Origin of the sequence: Nonomuraea pusilla (assembly GCF_900109355.1) — a bacterium.
In the GTDB taxonomy this organism is placed as follows: domain Bacteria; phylum Actinomycetota; class Actinomycetes; order Streptosporangiales; family Streptosporangiaceae; genus Nonomuraea; species Nonomuraea pusilla.
Genome location: NZ_FOBF01000023.1, coordinates 107,380 through 126,089, shown reverse-complemented (window position 1 = coordinate 126,089; position 18,710 = coordinate 107,380). Strand labels below are relative to the sequence as shown.

Genomic DNA, 18,710 nt, shown 5'->3' with positions numbered 1-18,710 from the left:
GCGTCTCTCCAGGGCGTGATCTCTGATCAGGGCTCAGCCCTCGGCCACGGCGGCGGGAAGAGCGGGGCCGGTTCAGGGAGGCGTCCTTGATCCACGGTGGCCGGCCATTCATAATGGCCGCTTTCTCATGATCGGAGAACGACTGTGGAGACCCTGTCCTCCGGCGGCGAGCCGACGCCCCGTCGGCGTCGTCCGGCACTGACCGGAGCCGCCTTACTCGCGCTGGGCGTCGTCGCGGGAGTCGCCCTGGGCGCGGCCGGCCTCGTACCCGCCGCGCTCCGCCCCACGCCCGTGTCGCCGACGGCCTCGCCCCGGCCCACGACCAGTGATGCGCGCCTGAGCCTGCCCGCCGTGCGCGGCGCCACCGCGGTCACGCTGCCGGCCCAGGTCGTAGGCATGACCCTGCGGCACGAGTTCGACGGTGTCGTCGAGGACGACACCGCCGTCTTCCTCCGCGGCCTGCGCAACGGCGGTTACGACGTCACGAAATCGGTCAGCGGGCTCTACGTTCACCCCCGTGCCTCGTCGGCGCTGCCTCCGCTCACCTCCCCGGTGACCCTGTTCGCGGCCCAGTCCGAGAACCTGGACGCGGACGCGATCTTCAAGGACTGGCTGATGCCGTCGCTCGGCAGGGCCGCCAGGAAGTCGGAGACGCTCGACGCGTGGCCCTACGAGGGGAACACGATGTGCTGGCTCACCACGACGTACTTCTGCGCCTGGGCGGACCGCACGTCGTTCGGCGTGGTCTCCTTCAACGCGACAGCCGAGATGACCACCCGGGCCCATGACCACTTCGCCGCGATCCGAGCCGCCGTCGAACAGCCGATCCATCCGCAATGAGCACTACCCGGTGATTCCTATCGGCCGGCGCCGGGCAACGACGGTACGCATCCTCAACCTGGATCACCTGACCTTGCAGGACTTCGGCGGTGTGGGCCGAGACGTGATCCACCCCGTCTCGGGCGCCTGCGCGATGTAGTGAGTCAGGACGTCACCTCCGGAACCGCCCGGCACATAACTGGCCCGGGCCAGCGCGGCGCCGGTCTCCATGTCCAAGAACGTGCGTGTGTAGGCGGGAAGCGGCTTCGATCCCGGAGACCGAGGCTGCTCGCGGTCACGAGTGAAAGTGACCGACAACGCCTTCCTGCCCAGTGGATCGGTCGCCGTGCCGTACACCTTGGTGTCGGGAAGTTCCGCCAGCAGGCGCAGGATCGCGGCACGAAGCTGCGGGCGGATCGGCATGGACAACAGGTTGCCCGCGAGAGGGAGGAACTCCTCGAACGGCTGCTTGAACCCTCGATCCTGCCAGATGCGGTGATAGTCGCGGAGCTTGGCCAGCAGGCCGTTCCTGTCGGCGGGGATGGCAGCCAGATCGGCGAGTGTGAGGTCGGCGAGGCTGTGGTCCCCGACCTGGGCGTCGTTCCCGTCACGCCATTCGCAGCCTCGGGGCTGGTCGGTGATCTGTATCGGTCGGCACTCGTCGGCGGGGTTGTCCTTGGTGCAGCGTGGCTTGACCCGGGTCGGCGCTCCCGCTGCACGCCATGCGCGTTCGTCGGCTGCGGAGGCCGGGAGCGCGGCCTGCGCGGAAGTCCGCAGCATGAACTTCTCCGTGGTGTCCAGCGGAGCCGTTCGCTCGATGCGCTGCCGGGTCAGGAGGTCGTAGCCGCCTGCGGAGATCCGTCCACCAGTGATGATCACCTCCCGCCAGTAGGCGCCCCTTCCTTCAGGCAGGCGCTCCACACGGGCGGCCAGATCGAGCAGTTCGTTGTTCCGCGGCTGGACCAGCACCGGAGCAGGCGCAGAAGCCAGGTTGGCCACCAGTGTGACCGCTATGACCATCGCGGCCGTGGCCACAGCCGAGCTCAGCGCCCACCCCCACAGCCGCGCGCGGGAACGGCCAGGGACGCGGCGGGTGCGCACGCCGTCAGCGGCGAGGCGGGCACGCGCGCGAGCGACCACCTCGGTCGAGGGCGGGGGCGCGTCGGGCAGCGCCCGGGCGAGCAGTTCGAGCTCATCCATCGATGTCCTCCTTCAGGGCGCCGAGCGCCGAGCGCAGATGCTTGCGTGCCCTGTGAAGCCGGGATGCGACGGTTCCATAGGGAATGTGCAGGGCGGAAGCGACCTCGGCATGGCTCAGGCCGCCCAACGCGATCAGCAGCACCACGTCGCGATCGCGCTGTTTCAGCGCGGCCAGCGCTCCCGCCAGCGGGCCGGTGAAGCGCGCGGCGTCCACCCGGTTGAGCACCCGATCCAGTAGAGGGTCCTCGTGGCCGTCCCAGTCACGCTCCGCCGCCCGGCTGAGCGCCTTCCACCGCGTGGTCTCCGTACGGCGGTGCCGCGCGACCAGGTTGGTGGCAATGCCGTACAGCCACGGCCTGACCTCTCCCACGGCTGGGTCGTATCCGCCGCGCAAGGCCGCGAGGAACACCTCCGCGGCCAGGTCGTCGGCGTCGTCCGCGGGCAGACGACGGGCGATGTACCGATGGATCTCCGCGAAGTAACGGTCGAAGAGATCGGCCGCAACCGCCGGTTGATCTCTCCCGCTACGCGTGTTGTACACGATCACACTCATTCTTGCCGCGACGGCGAGAATGCTTTCACGCTCTGGTTCACGCCTCCCATGAACTCGGTCTGGCCGCGTTCTCCGCCCGCTCTGGGCCGAGTTCACCAGCGCTCCTGAACAAGCCACTCAAAACTGTCTGGACCGAGGCGTACCGTGGGTCGTCACGCTGGCTTCACCGGGAAGGGATCATCCTGTTGGTCGGGCAAGATCACTGAGTCGGACGGATGCCACCACGGCATTGGGCATGGCACTCGACGCGCTCCACGCTGCGGGCGCCGACATGGCCTACCGCGTGTGCGGCACGGGCGCCGCGCTCCTGCAAGGAGTCCCGCTCCCCGCCGGGGACATCGACATCCTGCTCGCCGGCCGAGAGGACCTGGAGACGTTCGCCGCGGTGCTCTCGTCGTTCCCCTGCCTGTACGCCGCCTCGTGGCTCCCGGAATCCTCGCAGTACTTCACCAGGTTCGAGGTGAACGGGGTCGACGTGGAGCTCAGCACCGTCGAGCGGCAGGTCGACTCGGACGCGTTGGAATGCGTGGGCAGCGGTCCCTGGCAGCATCACGTCCTGATCGCGTGCGGCTCTCACCAGGTGCCGGTGATCCGGCTGGAGATCCGGTTGGCCACGGAACTCCTGCGCGACCGGGCCGACCGATACGAACCCCTCCTCGACCACATGGCTACGCACGGCTTCGACCCTGATCTGCTGCGACGGGCCTTGGACGCCTGCAGCATCCCCGCGCACCGCCGGCGACTGGTTCAAGACCGCCTCGCGCGGTCAGCAGCTTGATCACACGCGATAAACCTGGCGACGTCGGCGACCATCCCCGGGATACTGGTCGCCCATGGATGAGGTCGAAGTCGTCGTCGCCCATTCCGAGCGCGCGACTCTGCGCGTGGGTGACGTGTTCTTGAAGGTGGACGCCGATCAGGCGCGCATCGACGCGGAGGTCGAGGCGATGTCCCTCGCGCCGGTCCCGACCCCGGAGGTCCTGTGGCGCAAGCCGCCCGTGCTCGCGATCGCCGCACTCCCGGGGACGACGCTTGGGCGCCTCGGCGGGCCGTCGACCGGGTCGCCGGCGGCGTGGGCCGCGGCGGGCGCCGCCATCCGGAAGCTGCACGAAGCGCCCCTGCCGCCCCTGCCGCCCCGGCCGGGCCGGGCCGGCAGGAGCATCGTCGCGCTGGCGGCGGAACTCGACGACGAGTGCGAGTGGCTCGTGACGAACGGTGTCCTGCCCGCTGACCTGGTCACCCGCAACCGCCAGGTCGCCGAGGCCGCGCTCCGGCCGTGGACTCCGGCGTTCACACACGGCGACCTGCAGATCGCGCACGTCTTCGTCGACGGCGACGTGGTCACCGGCATCATCGACTGGTCCGAGGCGGGCCAGGGTGATCCCCTGTACGACCTCGCCACCTTCACGCTCGGACACGAGGAGCACCTCGACGACGTCATCGCCGGCTACGGCGCCGACATCGACCTCGACGTGATCCACGCGTGGTGGTCGTTGCGAAGCCTGCTGGCAGTTCGCTGGCTGACCGAGCACGGCTTCGACCCCTTCGCACCGGGCTGCGAGGTCGACGTGCTGAGAGCCCGGATGTGAGGCTGCGCGCGCCCGGCAGCCAGGCCGGAGCCGTGCCCGGTGTGCCCGGTGATCGTTGGTCTCCCACGGCCTGGCGTCACCGGCCCGTGCCACGTGACCGTTCACCGAAGCGGCAGTGGTAGCAGCGGTCAACATGACCGTCGTGGGCGTACCACTCGTGATCGCCGCAGTCGCGACGTCCCTTGCCGGCAACACCGAGGTTGACGAGAAACCACGGCAATCGCCTCCGGAACCTGGTTCTCCAGCGGTACCGGCCTTCGCGTCCGAGCATGAGCTCCGCCTCCCTCGACCGTCGCCATCTGCCTCGTGCCGCGGTGGTGACGGCCATCCTGACCCTTCGGTCGGCGGAACTCAACTGACGTGAGGGAAGTCGCCTCGTTCATGTCCCGTCTGCCACCACGACGTAGTACGACGCCGTGCTCGGTGCCCGGTTGGTGGCCCGGTCCACGCTCACGACGGCCAGCTCGTAGCTTGAGGCGCCGGGTGGCGTCCAGGTCAAGCCCACCTCGGCCCGTAGGCCCTGCCGTACCCCGGCCCGGTGCGCTCCTCGTGGACCGGCTCCCCGTCCGACGTCCCCGGACGCAGGGGAAGGGGCCGATCCTGCCGGGCGAGGGGGCGGGCCAGGAACGGCCGGAGTTGTCGGTGACCAGGTCACCGGCCTCGCCGTCCGGGTCAGCTGGTGGCGCCCCAGGTGAGGGAGAGGCCGGTGGCGGCGCGGTCGGTGCGGATCTCCATCATGCTGCCGAGGATGGTGGCGTGGTCGGCGACCACCGCGGTCGCGTCGAGGGTGTAGGTGACGCGGTCGCTGAGCAGGACCGGGCTGCCGGCGGGCTCGCGCAGGTGGGACGCGACGGCCGGGTCGAGCAGTCCGGGCCGGATCTTCTCCGACGCGCGCGCGACCGCGATGCCGCAGTCGGCGAGGGCGGCGTAGAGGGAGACGGTGGTGAAGTCCACGTCGCGGAGACGTTCCGCGGACGGCCGGCGGATCCAGGAGACCTGGTGGATCGCGGGGCGGCCGGCGAACTCCCGCACTCGTTCCAGCCGCAGCGCCGTCTCCCCTGGGGCGGTGCGCAGCTGGGTCGCGACCCGTGCCGGGATCCGGCGCGAGGACCGCCCGACGACGACCGTGCGTACCTCGTGGCCTTGTTTGCGCAGGTCGTCGACGAAGCTCTGCAGGGAGCCGAGCTGGTACGCCAGGTGGGGCGGGGACACGAACGTGCCCCGACCGGCCTGCTGGCTGATCAGCCCTTCGTCGCTGAGCTGCCGAAGCGCCTGGCGAAGCGTCATGAGGGTGACCCCGTACGAGGCGCTCAGGTCCCGTTGGGACGGCAGCGCCTCGCCAGGGGCGTAATGTCCCGCCCGGATCTTCGCGGCGAGGTCGGCGGCGATGGCGCGGTATCTCGCTTCGTGTCCGGGGTCGCGGGTCATCGTCTTTCGTCACTCTCCTGGTCCAGGGCCCGCCGCAGCGTCGTGACGTAGGCGCCGACGTCGTCCGGCCCTGCCCCGTCGAGGATGCGGCGCATGATCGCGGCCCCGACGACGACACCGTCTGCGCGGCGTGCGGCTTCCACGGCCTGTTCCGGCGTGGAAATGCCAAATCCTAGCAAGACGGGACGGTCGCCGACCTGCTTGATCCGCTCGGCCAGCGCCCCGGCCGACTCGGCGAGCGCGGCCCGTTCGCCGGTGGTGCCCATGCGGGAGACGGCGTAGACGAAGCCGCGGCTGCGGCGCGCGATCTCGTACAGCCGCGGTGGCGGTGTCGACGGGGAGGCGAGCAGGACCAGGTCGACGCCGGCGGCTGCGGCCGCGTCGGCGAGCTCGCCGGCCTCCTCCAGAGGCAGGTCGGGCACGATGAGCCCGGCGACCCCCGCCTGGCGCAGCGCCGCGCAGAACGCCGACGTCCCGTCGCGCAGCACCAGGTTGTAGTAGGTGCTGGCGACCAGCGGCACGTCCAGGTCGAGGCCCTCGATCTCGGCGAGGATGCCGTGGACGGTCGCGCCGCGTGCCAGCGCCGCGTCGGACGCCTCCTGGATGGTGGCGCCGTCGAGCGTGGGGTCGGAGAAGGGCAGGCCGAGCTCGATCGCGTCCGCGCCGGCGGCGGCGAAGGACCGCAGGTAGCCGGTCCAGTCGTCGGTGATGCCGCCGGTCACGTACGGCATCAGCAGCTTCCTGCCGCGGTCGCGCAGCCGCTTCTCGAGGCTCATACCAGCTCCTTCAGGGTGGACATGTCCTTGTCGCCTCGGCCGGACAGGGTGATCAGAACCGTCGCGCCGGGCGGCAGCTCGCCGGCCCCGGCCGCGCGGATCACCCACGCGATCGCGTGCGCCGACTCCAGCGCGGGGACGATCCCCTCGGTACGGGCCAGCCGCACCGCCGCGGCCACGACCTCCTCGTCGGAGACCGTGACGTAGCGGGCCCGGCCCAGGTCGCGCAGGTACGCGTGCTCGGGCCCGACCCCCGGGTAGTCGAGGCCGGCGGCGATGGAGTGGGCCTCGCTGATCTGCCCGTGCTCGTCCTGCAGGAACAGCGAGCGGAAGCCGTGCAGCACGCCGAGCCGCCCTCTGCTCGCGCCGGCGCCGCCCTCTGCCTCGACGCCGACCAGCCGGGCGGCGGTGTCGACGAAGCCGGCGAACGTCCCCGCCGCGTTGGAGCCGCCGCCGACGCAGGCCACGACGTAGTCGGGCACGGCGCTCGCCAACGCCTCGGCGCACTGCCCGCGCGCCTCGTCGCCGATCACCCGCTGGAACTCGCGCACCATCCACGGGTACGGGGTGGGCCCGATGACGGAGCCGACGCAGTAGTACGCCTCCCCGGTGGCGCCCACCCAGTGGCGCATCGCCTCGCTGGTGGCGTCCTTGAGGGTGCGGCTGCCGACGCCGACCGGTACGACCTCGGCGCCCAGCATGCGCATCCGGAACACGTTCAGCGCCTGGCGTTCGACGTCGCGTTCCCCCATGAACACGGTCGCCCGCAGCCCCAGCAGCGCGGCGCCGGTCGCGACGGCCACGCCGTGCATCCCGGCGCCGGTCTCGGCGATCAGGCGTGTCCGGCCCATCCTGGTGGCCAGGAGTGCCTGGCCCAGCACGTTATTGATCTTGTGGGAGCCGGTGTGGGTCAGGTCCTCCCGCTTGAGCAGCAGGGTGACGCCGAGCTCCGCGGACAGCCGCGGCGCGGGCGTCAGCGGCGTCGGCCGCCCCACGTGCAGGGCCAGCAACGTCCCAAGGCGCTCCCGGAACCCCGGATCGGATCGCGCCTCCCTGAAGGCGTCCTCCACCTCCGCGCACGCCGCCACCAGCGACTCCGGCACGTAGCGGCCGCCGTAGTCGCCGAACCTCCCCCGCTCCGCCAGGTCCTTCATCAAGCCTCCCCGAGTTCTATAACTCATTCGACAGTTCTATAACTGTCCTCCAGGTCGAGTGTGACACAGGGGGCCCGGGGGCGCCAGCCTCTTGGCTGGTGGTGACCGACCGGCGCCCGCGCGACACAGGAAGATCCATACGCGACGTCATTGATCAACTACTCCGCGTCATGGCATGGTGTTCGAGTCTTGATCAACTCTTCTGGGAGGCACCCATGCTCGCTCGCCGTCTGCTGAGCGCCGCCGTCATCTCCGCCGCCATGGGCGCGGTCACGCCCCTGCCCGCGCTGGCCTCCGCTCACGACCCCGCCGGCCGTACGGCCCTGGTCGGGCCCCAGATGTGCGTCGACGTCAGCAACAACCGCGGCAACGGCACCCTGATGTACCAGTGGCAGTGCGACAGCGGCAACACCAACCAGAGGTTCGTCGTCGAGGACGGCCTCATCAAGGTGGAGGACACCGTCGGCAACAGCCAGATGATGTGTCTGGACTCCTCCAACGGCCGGACCAACGGCACCCGGGTCTACCAGTGGCAGTGCCTCGGCAACGCCAACCAGCTCTGGGTCGTCAAGAGGGGCCTGATCATCCTCAAGTCCACCCTCGACTCCCCCGCGCCGCTGTGCCTGGACGCCACCAACGACCGCGGCAACGGCACCCAGGTGTACCTGTGGCAGTGCGACGTGAACAACACCAACCAGCAGTTCCTGGTCGAAGACGGCCAGATCGTGGTCAAGGACACCTTGGCTTGATGCCCGGCCACCCGGTGGCGGGCCATGCGATGACCATGGTTTCAGCTCTCCGGCCGGCAGACGGTGTTCAGGGGCGGCACGCGCAGGTCGATGAAGTAGCGGTTGGCGTAGGCGATCGTGCACGGGTCGCCCGTGTGGTACAGCCCGTGCCCCTGCCCCTCGTACCTGATCGTGCCCGACCCCGGCACCCGGAGAGCGAGGTCGGCGGTGTCCGCGTAGTCCGTCCATGTTCCCGCGCCGACGAACGGCGGCAACTGGTCCACGGGGAGAGGGGCGGCGGGCTTGCGCGCCGGTTCCGGCCAGCCCACGCAGCCCAGCGGGTGCCACAGTTCGCTGTCGTACAGGTGCGGCGCGATCCGCTCGCCCAGCGCGCGCAGGCGGCGGTACTCCGCGTAGTCGCGATAGCGGATCCCGTCGAGGCAGTGGGTCATGTTCATCCCGACGAACGAGGGCGTCTTCAAGCTGCCCAGCGTCCCCGCCTTGACGTAGTCGGAGAAGCCGGTGGCGTCCCCGTTCTCGGCCCGCCTGATCGCCTGGGCCAGTTCCTTCCACCGGGCGTTGTCCGCGCCGGGCGTGACGAGGTCGGGCATGGCGGCCACGGCGATGTCGAAGCCGCTGTAGGCGACCCCCTTCTCGGCCGGCACGGGGGAGCGGTCGGCCGCGGAGCGGAGTCCGTTCCACACCGTGCCGACGTCGCGTCCGTGCAGCGCGCAGGCGGAGTCGTTCGCGCACCACTGCGAGAAGCGGGCGAACTGCGCCTCCATGAGGGCGTACCGCGCCCGATCCTCCTCGCTCTTGTCCCGGAGCGGGTTGACGGTCCCGTCCAGGTACATCGCCCGTACCCGGCTGGGGAAGAGCCTGGCGTAGGCGAGCCCGGGAACGCCGCCGTAGGAGGTGGCCATGAAGGTGAACTGCCGCTCGCCCATCGCGGAACGGATCGCGTCGATGTCGCGCGCGAAGGAGACGGAGTCGAGGTGACCGAACAGCTCGGGGTCGGCGGCGCGACAGCGCTCCGCGGCCGCGCGGTTCGAGCGGGCCAGCGCGGCCCACTCGCGCTCGCTGTCCGGCACGGTGATCCACGGGCCGGTGGTGAGGCAGTTCTGGTCGAGGGCGCCCAGCTCGACGCCGTTGCGCGGCAGGAGGCTGACGACGTCGAAGCGGTCGCGGATCTGGGCGAAGCTGCCCGCGCGCCGTTCGAGGTCCTCCACCCCGGATCCGCCGGGCCCGCCGGGGATGGAGAACAGCACGCCGATGCGGTGACGCCTGCCGGTGTGGGGCAGCATCGCGAGGGGGAGCGTGATCGTGCGGCCCTGGGGCTCGGCCCAGTCGACGGGGACGCGGATCTCGCTGCAGAGCAGCTTGTCGCAGGGCTTCCACGTCAGCTCGGAGTCGGGGGTCGGGGCAGCCGCCGCCGGGGTGACGCCCACCAGGAGGATCGTGGCGGCCGTACCGGCGAGCAGCGGCCGCAGGCGGCGCCCGCGCAGCGCGATGGCGACCGCCGCGGCGGCCAGGGCGGCGACGGTGTAGGCGGCCAGCAACGCGCCCGCGGCGAGCGGGGTGAGCAGGCCGTCCGCCGCGATCTGGCCGGGCAGCGCCCCGATGAGGTGCGCGCCGATCTGGGACCCGAGCGGACGCGGCAGGGTCTGCGCGGCGGCGGGCAGGATCAGCAGCACGAGAATCAGCGCGACCAGCGTGCCCGCCGTGGAACGGATCGCCGTGCCGAGTCCGAGCCCGATGAGCGCGACCAGCGGCATCGAGGCGCCGGTGATCAGCAACCCGGCGAGGACGCCCGGCTCGGACAGGGAGGCGCCGAGGGTCTGCCCGTCCAGCAGTACGGTGTCGGCGCGGGCGCCCAGGACCGCCATGGTGGCGAAGTGCATGCCGAAGACCAGCACCTGCCCCACGACCAGGCTCACGGCCGCCAGCACCGGCATCTTCGCGAGGAGGAAGGCGTGACGGGCAGGCACGGCCGTCAGGCTCGTGTTGATGTGGCCGGTGCCGTACTCGGTGGTGATGGAGAACGCGCCCATGGCGCCCACCACGAGGTAGGCGAAGGGGAGCCCGGTGCCGAGCCCGTCGCCCAAGCTGTCGAAGCGCCGCAGGTCCGCGCCCCGCTGGGCGTCGAAGCCGCGCGCGACCAGGAAGGCCACGCCCGCGCTGAGGCCCACCGCGAGCAGCGCGGAGATCAGCAGGTAGAGGTTGGAGCGGAGCGTTCTGAACTTCAGCCACTCCGCCGCGATCGCGTCCTTCATCGTGCCACGTACTCCCTGCTGCCGTCGGTCAGCTCCATGAACGCCTCCTCCAGGGAGGCCTCGCGCGGTGTGAGCTCGTAGAGCGCGATGCCGTGGGCGAAGGCCAGTTCGCCGATGCGCCTGGCCTCCAGCCCGGTCACCGCCAGCCCGTCCTCCGCCCGCACGACGCCCCCGTGGGCCTGCAGGACCGTCGCCAGCGCCGCCGGGTCGGCGGCGCGGACGAGCACGTCGCGCCGGTAGCGCGCGGCGAGCGCCGCCATGGGCGTGTCGGCGATCAGGCGCCCGCTCCCGACCACCACGACGTGGTCGGCCGTCACGGCCACCTCCGCCATCAGGTGGCTGGAGACGAGCACCGCGCGGCCCTCCGCGGCCAGCGCGCGCATCAGCTCGCGGATCCACCGCACGCCCTCCGGGTCCAGCCCGTTGACCGGTTCGTCGAACATCAGCGCCTCCGGGTCGCCCAGCAGCGCCACCGCGATCCCGAGCCGCTGCCTCATGCCCAGGGAGAACGTCGCGATCCGCTTGCCGGCCGCGGACGTCAGCCCCACCCGGTCGAGCACCTCGTCCACGCGGGCCAGGCCGATGCCGTTGCTGCGAGCCACGCACGCCACGTGCGCCCGCGCGGTGCGGCCACCGTGCACGGCTCCCGCGTCCAGCAGCGCCCCCAGCGTGAGCAGCGGGCGCTTGAGCGAGGCGTAGGGCCGCCCGGCGACCAGGGCGGTGCCGGCCTGCGGGGCCTCAAGGCCGAGGATCGCTCGCATCGTGGTGGACTTCCCGGCGCCGTTGGGGCCGAGGAAACCGGTCACCTGGCCGGGTTTCGCAGCGAAGGTGAGCTCGTCCACCGCGGTGGCGTCACCGTACCTGACCGTGAGCTCGTTGACTTCGATCACGGGTCCAGCCTCGCCGCGTGCGCTCTCCTCCTCCATCCGCCCACGCCCACCGGGCGAGGTGGGATTTCCCGCCCTCGACGGTAGGGCTGGGCCTACCGTGCGGCCGGTGGTCACAGGGCAGACTGGTGGGGTGAGCACTGTCAGAAGGGGGTTGATCGCGGCAGCCGGGGTGCCGCTGAACGCGATCCTGGGTGTGGCCGTGCTCCTCGCCTGGGTGCCGGGCATCCGCGCCGCTCTCGTCTCACTGCAGCGAGCGTGGGCGGGAGCGGCCCTGGGCCGGACCGTCCCCGCGCGTGCGCCCGGCCCGCGCGTGCCGGCCTGGCTGGCGATCAACGCCGTCGTCGGCCCTGCCCTCCTGGTGGCGGTGTTCGTTGTGGTGACGAACACCGTGGGCGTCCTCTTCCGCCTGCAGCCCATGAGGAACAGCCCCAGCGTGACCTTGACGCTCAGCCTGGCACTGCTCACCCTCTCGGCCCTCGCCCTGGCCATCGCCGCGCTCATGGGACTCGCCGAGGCCCGGCTCGCCGAGCTGCTCCTCGGCGACGGCGGTTCGCTGGCCCAGCGGGTGCGGGAGCTGACCGCCTCCAGGGCCGCCGCCGTCGACGCGCGGGCGGCCGAGCTGCGCCGGATCGAGCGCGACCTGCACGACGGAGCCCAGGCCAGGCTCATCGCGGTGCGGATGAACCTCGGCCTGGCCAGGAGCGCCGACGACCCCGAGCAGGCCCGCAAGCTGATCGAGGAGGCGTGGGAGTCGGCCGGTCAGGCCCTCGCCGACCTGCGCGACCTGGTGCGCGGCATCCACCCGCCCGTGCTCGCCGACCGCGGCCTCGCTGGCGCGATCGAGGCGGCCGCCCTGCTGTGCCCCGTCCCGGTCACCACCGACCTCGTCCTGACCGGCCGCCCCGAGCCGCCGGTCGAGTCCGCGCTCTACTTCGCCGCCGTCGAGGCCATGTCGAACGTCACCAAGCACAGCCAGGCCACCCGGGCCTGGGTGCGGTTGCGCAGCACCGGCCACGGCATCCGCCTGGTCGTCGGCGACGACGGGCGCGGCGGCGCGGACCGGGCGGCGGGCACCGGCCTGCGCGGCATCGCGGAACGCCTGTCCGCGTTCGACGGCACGCTGACCGTGCAGAGCCCACCGGGCGGCCCGACCGTTCTCACCATGGAGCTGCCGTGCGCGTTGTGATCGCCGAGGATCTCGCCCTGCTTCGCGACGGCCTGATCCGGCTGCTGTCGGCGCACGGCTTCGAGGTGGTCGAAGCGGTGGACAACGCCCCCATGCTCCTGACCGCCCTGATGGAGCAGACCCCCGACGTGGCCGTCATCGACGTGCGGCTCCCGCCCACCTATACCGACGAGGGCCTGCGCACCGCCCTGGAGGCCCGGCGGCGCCGGCCGGGGCTCCCGGTGCTGATCCTCTCGCAGTACGTCGAGCAGCTCTACGCCCGCGAGCTCCTCTCCGACCGGTCGGGCGGCATCGGGTACCTCCTGAAGGACCGCATCGGCGACGTGGCGGAGTTCGTCGAGTCGGTGCGCAGGGTCGCCGACGGCGGCACCGCCATGGACGCGGAGGTGATCTCCCAGCTCCTGACCCGCCGGTCGAGGGACGAACCCCTGGCGGAGCTCACCACCAGGGAGCGCGAGGTCCTCGCGCTGATGGCGGAGGGCCTGTCCAACCTGGCGATCGCAGCCCGCTTCGGCGTCACCGACAAGGCGATCGGCAAGCACACCAACAACATCTTCGCCAAGCTCGGCCTCCCGCCCTCCGACGACCACAACCGCCGCGTCATGGCCGTCCTCGCCTACCTGGAGGCGGGGCCCGTCTCCCCGGATCCGCAGAAACGACGGTCCGGCCTCGCCTGATCGAACCGTCTCCCGTGGCCTACCGCCGCGCGTACTCCCGGACGGCCAGGGAGACGGCCAGGACGTACGGGCCGAGCAGCAGGGCGGCGCACAGCAGCGCGTACCAGAACTGCGGCCTGAACGGCCCGAGCAGGAGCCCGTCGGCCGTCCACGCCAGCACGGCGACCGCGACCGGCACCACGAAGAAGACGAACCAGGCCAGCACCCCGGCGAATCCGGCCAGCCACAACCACCGGAACCACCGCCCGGCCCGTACGTCGGCGGGCGCGGCCGCGTCCAGCTCCGCCGCCTGCGCGGGGGTGAGCCTGCCGAACGCCCGCCGCAGCAGCAGCGTCTTGACCCGCCACAGGTCGCGGCAGCCGAGCGCGTTGACCAGCACCGCGTACAGGTCGGTGCGCAGGAAGACCATGCACTGCCACAGCAGGCCCGCCACCTTCACGAACACCCACAGCGCGAGCGTCGCGTCCACCACGGGAGCCGGCGACCACACCCCTTGCCTGATCAGCAGACGGGCGCCCAGCAGCAGGCTGAGCACCACCACGTCCACCGCCATCCCGCCGAGCAGCGGCCCGTAGCGGCGGTGCCGCGGCACCGTCCACACCTGGGAGAGGTCGGTCTCCAGGACGAGCAGCATCATCCGCCGGTCCACCCCGAAACGCGACCTGACGCCGATCGCGCGCGCTGCCAGCCAGTGCCCGCACTCATGCAGAGCGGTCGAGACCAGGACGAACGGCATGAGCAGCAGGGCGCTCAGCCCGACGTCGTCGAGCAGGAACGCGTCCCGGGCCGGGTTCGGGAACAGCGACGGCGAGGCGGCGAAGACGGCCAGGCAGAGAAGGGCGAGGGCGGCGTAGCACGCCCAGGCCACCCGCCCGAAGAACGGGCGGGCCAGGCGCCGGCTCACCCCCGCCATCCAGCGCCGCATCTGGATCGGCGCGGTGCGCGCGGCCCGGCGTTCCCGCTCCGGCTGATCGTCGACGAAGCCCAGTTCGGCGAGGGTCGCCACGAACGACGGCAGGTCCACGGGCTCGCCGGCGAACGACTCGGCCTCGGCTGCGGCCTCCTCCTCGGTCGCGCCCCGCAGCAACGCCGAGATCACCACTCCGCCGACGGCCGGCATGGCCACGAAGGTGCCGGTGGCAGGGTCGCCGACCAGGACCTCATCGCCCTCCTCGACCACCGTGAGCGGGCGCAGCGGAACCCTGCCGCTCATCGGGTCACCGCCGGGCCAGCGCGCATGCCGGGCAGCCGGGGTCGCGCGGGAACGGCTGCCACACCGGGACGAGCCCGTTCAGCAGGTCCAGGACGACCCGGGCCCCGGCCGCGCGCGGAGGCTCGACGCCGGTCAGGTAGCGCATCACCTCGTAGGCGACCAGCGACCCGACCTGCATCGCCATCGGCCCGGTGAGGCCGTTGGCGAGCCGCAGCCCGCGGGTGAGCCGCTGCGCGACCGCCGCGGTCGTGCGTTCGTCCGGGCGGGGCAGGTCGGACTCGTCGCAGCGCAGGCAGGCGCTCCTGCCCGGGTCCACCGAGAAGTAGATGAGCTGGGTACGAGTCATCCCGCCGGCGACCAGCGGGACGCCCGCGCGCAGCGCCGCCTCGTTCACCCACAGGTTCGCGTCGGGCGCGCCGTCGAGGCCGCCGGCGATCACATGGACGTCACCGGTCAGGTCCTTGAGGTCGTCCGGGCCCGAGATCCACCGGTCCACGGCGCGGACCGCGATGCCCGGGTCGTACTCGCGCACCCACTCGGCGGCGCGTTCCACCTTCGAGCGGCCGATGTCGGCGTGCCGGTAGAGGAACTGGCGGGCGAAGTTGCGTGGAGCGATGTCATCGCGATCCACCAGCGTCAGCGCGCCGACGCCGAGCCCGGCCAGGCACTGCACGAGGGACGAGCCGCCGCCGCCCGCGCCGAGCACGAGGACGTGCGAGTCGCGCAGCCGCCGGACGAACTCCGCTCGCGACCTGCCCAGCCGGGCGAAGACCCCGAAGAACGTCAGGTTGGAGAAGTGCCGCTCGTCGGCGTCCGGGTCGCCCAGCAGGCGTCCGGCGGCGTCCTCGATCAGACCGAGGGAGTCGAGCCCGGAGAGCCCGGCGCGGACGTCGTCCCCCGTGACGGCGACGCCCCGCGCGGTCAACGCCGAGCTCAACTCCTCCGCCGTGGCCGGCCCCCTGGCCAGCTCGTCGAGGAGCGCCGCGATCCGGCCGTCCGGATCAGCCAGCGTGTACGCCTCGCGCGGATCGTGGACCACCACCAGTTCGTCGCCGAGGGATTCCCAGGCGCACTCCTTCAACATCACCTGCATCGCTCATCCGCATCGCTCGTCGGGACGGAGTCGGTCGGGAGGCGGCCGGACCGCCTCCCGACCAGCTGAGAGGCGGTGCCTCAGGTCATGAACTGGGTCGCCTTGACGGCCTCGACCTTGCGAACCTCGATCTTCACCTCGTCCACCTCCTTTCCGATGTCCTCGATCAACTTCCTCCTTCGGCCCACAGAAACCGCATATGGTCGCCATAGAAGGACCGAACCGCTGATCGTGCCGGGAGACGAAGGTGGACTTCGCGATCCTCGGACCGGTCCGAGTCGCCGACGCGGGGCGGCCCGTCCGGCTGGCCGCCAAGGCGCGTGCGGTGCTCGGCGTCTTCCTGCTCCACCCGAACACCGTCCTGACCAGAGACCGGCTGATCGCCTCGGTGTGGGACGACCCGCCCCGATCCGCCCTGCCGAACCTGCAGACGTACCTGACCGCGCTGCGCCGCGCCGCCGTCGAGGTCGAGACCGTGCCGCACGGCTACCGCCTGTGCCTCGGCCCCGACCGGCTCGACGTGCTCGCCTTCGAGGAGGCCGTACGGGCGGCCCGGCTGGAGGCGGCGCGCGGGGAACCCGCCACGGCGAACCGGCTGTTCGCGCAGGCGCTCGCGCTGTGGCGCGGCCGGCCCGCCGAGGACGTGCCGCTGGCCGCGACGGTGCAGGCGCGCATCGCCGAACTGGAGGAACGGCGGGAGAGCGCCCGGCTCGGCTGGATCGACGTTCGCCTGCGGCTCGGCCTGTACGACGAGCTCGTCGGCGAGCTGGTCCCACTGGTGGAGGCCACCCCGCTGAACGAACGCCTGTGGCACCGGCTCATGCTGGCGCTGCACCGGGCGGGCAGGCGCGCCGAGGCGCTGGAGGCGTACCGGCGGGCCCGCTCGGTCCTCGTCTCCGAGCTGGCCGTGGAGCCCAGCCAGGAGTTACGTGACCTGCACGCGGCGGTCCTCGACGACGCTCCCGTCCCCTCCCCCGCGCTGGAGACGGTCCGGGAGCCCGCCTGGACGGGGACGTGCCTGCTCCCCGCCGACATCGCCGGCTTTGTCGGCCGCGAGACCGAGACCCGCGACCTGGTCGCCGCGCTGGACGGCACCGGGGCGGCTCCGGCGATCGTGACGGTGTCGGGGCCGCCCGGTGTCGGCAAGAGCACGCTGGCGGTGCATGTCGCGCACCTGGTGCGGGAGCGGTATCCCGACGGTCAGCTGTTCGTCCGGCTGCGCGGCGCGTCGGCGTCGCCCCGCGACCCGTCCGACCTGCTCGCGGAGCTGCTGCGGACGCTCGGCGTGGACTCCGCCGGCCTGCCCTCCTCCACGGAGGAGCGGGCGGCGATGTACCGGGCCAGGATCGCCGACCGCGCGGTGCTCGTGCTGCTGGACGACGCGGCCGGCGAGGCCCAGGTGCAGCCGCTGATCCCGGGCACGCCCCGATCGGCGGTCCTCCTCACCTCCCGCGGGCCGCTGCCCGCCATGCCCGGCGCGATCACGTACGCCTTGGACGTGCCGCCGCCCGCCGACGCCCGCGCCCTGCTCGCGGGCGTGGCCGGGGCGAGCCGCGTGGCGAGTGACCCGGAGTCGGCGGAGGCGATCCTGCGTGCCTGCGGGCGGCTGCCGCTCGCCCTGCGCATCGCCGGGGCACGGCTGGTCACCCGCCCGGCCTGGCCGCTGGCCGAGCTGGCGCGCCGGCTCGCCGACGCGCCGGCGCTGAACGAGCTGCACGCGGGCCACCTGGATGTCCGCGCCACGTTCGAGGCGAGCCACGCGACGCTGTCGGCGTCCGCGCGGCGCGTGTTCCGGCTGCTCGGCGCGGTGGCCGCCGACGGCGTGGCGACCTGGACGGTGGCCGCGCTGGCGGGTGCGAGCGCGGACCGCGTGGACGGCTCTCTGGAGGAGCTGGCCGTCGCCGGCCTGATCACCGCCGGTGAGGCCGACGCCGCGGCCCGGCCCCGCTACCGCATGCACGACCTGCTGCGCGGCTTCGCCGCCGAACTGTTCATCGCCGAGGAGAGCGGGGAAAGCCGGACCGCGGCGCTGCGCCGGGTCGCCGCCGAGGCCCGCGCCCGTGCCGCCGACGCCGCGCGCGAACTGCCCCTCGCCTTCGCCCCGCCGCCGCCCGGCGTCGCAGCCCGGACGCCGCCCTGCCCGGAGGGCGGCGCCTGGCTGGCGGCGGAGCGCGGCGTGCTCGTCGCCGTGGCCGAGACCGCCGCCCGCGCCGGACTGGTCCGGGAGGCGGCCGAGCTCGCCTACGCGCTGGCGCCGTTCCTGATCGTGCGCGGCTTCCACGACGACGCCGTCCGGATGCTGGGGACGGCCGCCGGGGCCGCCGCCGCGGCGGGCGACACCGTCGCCGAGACGCGGGCGCGGCTGGTGCGCGCCGACGCCGAGGTGGATCGCAGACGCGCGAGCGCGGTCGCGGACGAGTTCCGCGACCTGCTCGGCCGCTGCTCACGGGCGGGGGACGGGCACGCCGCCGCGTACGCGCTGCTCGGGGTCGCCGCCACCCTGGAGGCCGACCTGGGCTCCGCGCTCGCCGCCGCCACCCTGGCCGCCGAGCGGTTCCACGCGCTGGGCGACGGGCACGGCCTGCTGGCCGCGTGGACCGAGATCGCCGGGGTCCAGCTCTACCTGGGCCGCTACGACGCCGCCGGCACGACCTGCCGCCGAGCCCTCGCCCGCGTCGAGGAGGACGCCGCCGTCCAAAGCTCCATCCACCGGGCCCGTTTCCTGCGCACCCTCGGCATCACCTGCTACGAGACGGGCCGCGCCGAGGAGGCGATCGGCCACTACCGGGCCGGCCTCGACCTCTGCCGCGAGTTGCGGTGGGGCGACGGCGAACGATTGGCGCTGCGCCGGCTGGCCCAGGCCGAGGCGGTACTGGGCCGCCACGACACCGCCACCGGAATGCTGGCCCAGTGCGCGGACATGTTCGTGAACGCCGGGGACACACGGGGAGAGGCGCTGGTCGCCTACACGCTGGGCGAGATCAGCCGGTGGCGGGGCGACGAGCGGGCGGCGCTGGCCCACTTCACCGCCTGCCTCGACCGGCTCGACCCGCTCAACGAACAGGTCTGGTCCGCTCGCGCCCGCGAGCAGGTCGCCCGCTCCCGGGCCGCCCTCGGCTGACCGGCCCGGG

16 protein-coding genes are annotated in these 18,710 nt (G+C 72.6%); 7 read left to right on the top strand and 9 right to left on the bottom strand.

Annotation, left to right across the window (positions count from 1 at the left end; all coding sequences use genetic code 11):
• The first annotated feature begins 144 nt into the window (after positions 1-144).
• Positions 145-840: a hypothetical protein gene (locus BMX74_RS35285; RefSeq protein WP_055504271.1), complete on the top strand. Its 696-nt coding sequence runs from the start codon at positions 145-147 to the stop codon at positions 838-840.
• 63 nt (positions 841-903) lie between these two features.
• Here the strand turns inward: BMX74_RS35285 and BMX74_RS35280 are convergent, their stop codons facing one another.
• Both BMX74_RS35280 and BMX74_RS35275 read right to left on the bottom strand, forming a co-directional pair.
• On the bottom strand, positions 904-2,019 hold the full coding sequence (locus BMX74_RS35280; RefSeq protein ID WP_055504270.1) for a hypothetical protein: 1,116 nt from the start codon (positions 2,017-2,019) through the stop codon (positions 904-906).
• Positions 2,012-2,566, bottom strand: coding sequence for an RNA polymerase sigma factor (locus BMX74_RS35275; protein ID WP_236714792.1), 555 nt, complete (start codon positions 2,564-2,566; stop codon positions 2,012-2,014). The genes BMX74_RS35280 and BMX74_RS35275 overlap by 8 nt, the downstream gene beginning before the upstream one ends.
• 241 nt (positions 2,567-2,807) lie before the next feature.
• On the opposite strand from BMX74_RS35275, the gene BMX74_RS35270 reads away from it, so the two are divergent.
• Positions 2,808-3,350, top strand: a complete 543-nt coding sequence (locus BMX74_RS35270) for a hypothetical protein (RefSeq protein ID WP_055504269.1) — start codon at positions 2,808-2,810, stop codon at positions 3,348-3,350.
• A 55-nt stretch (positions 3,351-3,405) separates the two neighbouring features.
• The gene (locus BMX74_RS35265) at positions 3,406-4,161 is read left to right on the top strand and encodes a phosphotransferase family protein (RefSeq protein ID WP_055504268.1); all 756 of its coding nucleotides are present in this window, start codon (positions 3,406-3,408) and stop codon (positions 4,159-4,161) included.
• 672 nt (positions 4,162-4,833) lie between these two features.
• On the opposite strand, the gene BMX74_RS35260 is transcribed toward BMX74_RS35265, so the two are convergent.
• Genes BMX74_RS35260 through trpB form a run of 3 tightly spaced genes read right to left on the bottom strand, consistent with a single transcriptional unit; the run spans position 4,834 to position 7,519 of the window.
• Positions 4,834-5,589 carry a GntR family transcriptional regulator gene (locus BMX74_RS35260; RefSeq protein WP_055504267.1) on the bottom strand — a complete coding sequence of 252 codons (756 nt, stop codon included), beginning with the start codon at positions 5,587-5,589 and terminating at the stop codon, positions 4,834-4,836.
• Positions 5,586-6,365, bottom strand: coding sequence for a tryptophan synthase subunit alpha (gene trpA / locus BMX74_RS35255; protein ID WP_091104890.1), 780 nt, complete (start codon positions 6,363-6,365; stop codon positions 5,586-5,588). The genes BMX74_RS35260 and trpA overlap by 4 nt, the downstream gene beginning before the upstream one ends.
• Positions 6,362-7,519 (bottom strand): tryptophan synthase subunit beta, encoded by a 1,158-nt coding sequence (trpB, locus tag BMX74_RS35250; RefSeq protein ID WP_055504266.1) that lies wholly within the window; start codon positions 7,517-7,519, stop codon positions 6,362-6,364. Before trpB ends, trpA begins: the two co-directional genes overlap by 4 nt.
• A 215-nt stretch (positions 7,520-7,734) precedes the next feature.
• On the opposite strand from trpB, the gene BMX74_RS35245 reads away from it, so the two are divergent.
• The gene (locus tag BMX74_RS35245) at positions 7,735-8,268 is read left to right on the top strand and encodes an RICIN domain-containing protein (RefSeq protein ID WP_055504265.1); all 534 of its coding nucleotides are present in this window, start codon (positions 7,735-7,737) and stop codon (positions 8,266-8,268) included.
• A gap of 41 nt (positions 8,269-8,309) precedes the next feature.
• Here the strand turns inward: BMX74_RS35245 and BMX74_RS35240 are convergent, their stop codons facing one another.
• Entirely contained in the window at positions 8,310-10,520 is a 2,211-nt protein-coding gene (locus BMX74_RS35240) for an alpha/beta fold hydrolase (RefSeq protein ID WP_091104887.1), read from the bottom strand.
• The gene (locus BMX74_RS35235) at positions 10,517-11,410 is read right to left on the bottom strand and encodes an ABC transporter ATP-binding protein (RefSeq protein ID WP_055504263.1); all 894 of its coding nucleotides are present in this window, start codon (positions 11,408-11,410) and stop codon (positions 10,517-10,519) included. Before BMX74_RS35235 ends, BMX74_RS35240 begins: the two co-directional genes overlap by 4 nt.
• Before the next feature lie 130 nt (positions 11,411-11,540).
• Here BMX74_RS35235 and BMX74_RS35230 point away from each other — a divergent pair, with 130 nt between their 5' ends.
• Together BMX74_RS35230 and BMX74_RS35225 are read left to right on the top strand one after the other, a co-directional pair.
• Positions 11,541-12,596, top strand: coding sequence for a sensor histidine kinase (locus BMX74_RS35230; RefSeq protein ID WP_218154148.1), 1,056 nt, complete (start codon positions 11,541-11,543; stop codon positions 12,594-12,596).
• A complete protein-coding gene (locus BMX74_RS35225; protein ID WP_091104885.1) occupies positions 12,584-13,273 on the top strand; it encodes a response regulator transcription factor in 690 nt (229 codons plus the stop codon). The genes BMX74_RS35230 and BMX74_RS35225 overlap by 13 nt, the downstream gene beginning before the upstream one ends.
• A 19-nt stretch (positions 13,274-13,292) precedes the next feature.
• On the opposite strand, the gene BMX74_RS35220 is transcribed toward BMX74_RS35225, so the two are convergent.
• Positions 13,293-14,486, bottom strand: a complete 1,194-nt coding sequence (locus tag BMX74_RS35220; RefSeq protein WP_091104884.1) for a hypothetical protein — start codon at positions 14,484-14,486, stop codon at positions 13,293-13,295.
• A gap of 4 nt (positions 14,487-14,490) precedes the next feature.
• A complete protein-coding gene (locus BMX74_RS35215) occupies positions 14,491-15,579 on the bottom strand; it encodes a HesA/MoeB/ThiF family protein (RefSeq protein ID WP_055504259.1) in 1,089 nt (362 codons plus the stop codon).
• Between the two features lie 247 nt (positions 15,580-15,826).
• On the opposite strand from BMX74_RS35215, the gene BMX74_RS35210 reads away from it, so the two are divergent.
• A complete protein-coding gene (locus BMX74_RS35210) occupies positions 15,827-18,700 on the top strand; it encodes an AfsR/SARP family transcriptional regulator (RefSeq protein WP_055504258.1) in 2,874 nt (957 codons plus the stop codon).
• Positions 18,701-18,710: the final 10 nt, after the last annotated feature.

What these genes read in the sequence shown, in the direction of transcription:
- BMX74_RS35270 (WP_055504269.1), top strand. Translation starts at nt 2,808, where the DNA reads ATGGCACTCGACGCGCTCCACGCTGCGGGCGCCGACATGGCCTACCGC.
- BMX74_RS35245 (WP_055504265.1), top strand. Translation starts at nt 7,735, where the DNA reads ATGCTCGCTCGCCGTCTGCTGAGCGCCGCCGTCATCTCCGCCGCCATG.
- trpA (WP_091104890.1), bottom strand. Translation starts at nt 6,365, where the DNA reads ATGAGCCTCGAGAAGCGGCTGCGCGACCGCGGCAGGAAGCTGCTGATG.
- BMX74_RS35265 (WP_055504268.1), top strand. Translation starts at nt 3,406, where the DNA reads ATGGATGAGGTCGAAGTCGTCGTCGCCCATTCCGAGCGCGCGACTCTG.
- BMX74_RS35215 (WP_055504259.1), bottom strand. Translation starts at nt 15,579, where the DNA reads ATGCAGGTGATGTTGAAGGAGTGCGCCTGGGAATCCCTCGGCGACGAA.
- BMX74_RS35280 (WP_055504270.1), bottom strand. Translation starts at nt 2,019, where the DNA reads ATGGATGAGCTCGAACTGCTCGCCCGGGCGCTGCCCGACGCGCCCCCG.
- BMX74_RS35220 (WP_091104884.1), bottom strand. Translation starts at nt 14,486, where the DNA reads ATGAGCGGCAGGGTTCCGCTGCGCCCGCTCACGGTGGTCGAGGAGGGC.
- BMX74_RS35260 (WP_055504267.1), bottom strand. Translation starts at nt 5,589, where the DNA reads ATGACCCGCGACCCCGGACACGAAGCGAGATACCGCGCCATCGCCGCC.
- trpB (WP_055504266.1), bottom strand. Translation starts at nt 7,519, where the DNA reads ATGAAGGACCTGGCGGAGCGGGGGAGGTTCGGCGACTACGGCGGCCGC.
- BMX74_RS35240 (WP_091104887.1), bottom strand. Translation starts at nt 10,520, where the DNA reads ATGAAGGACGCGATCGCGGCGGAGTGGCTGAAGTTCAGAACGCTCCGC.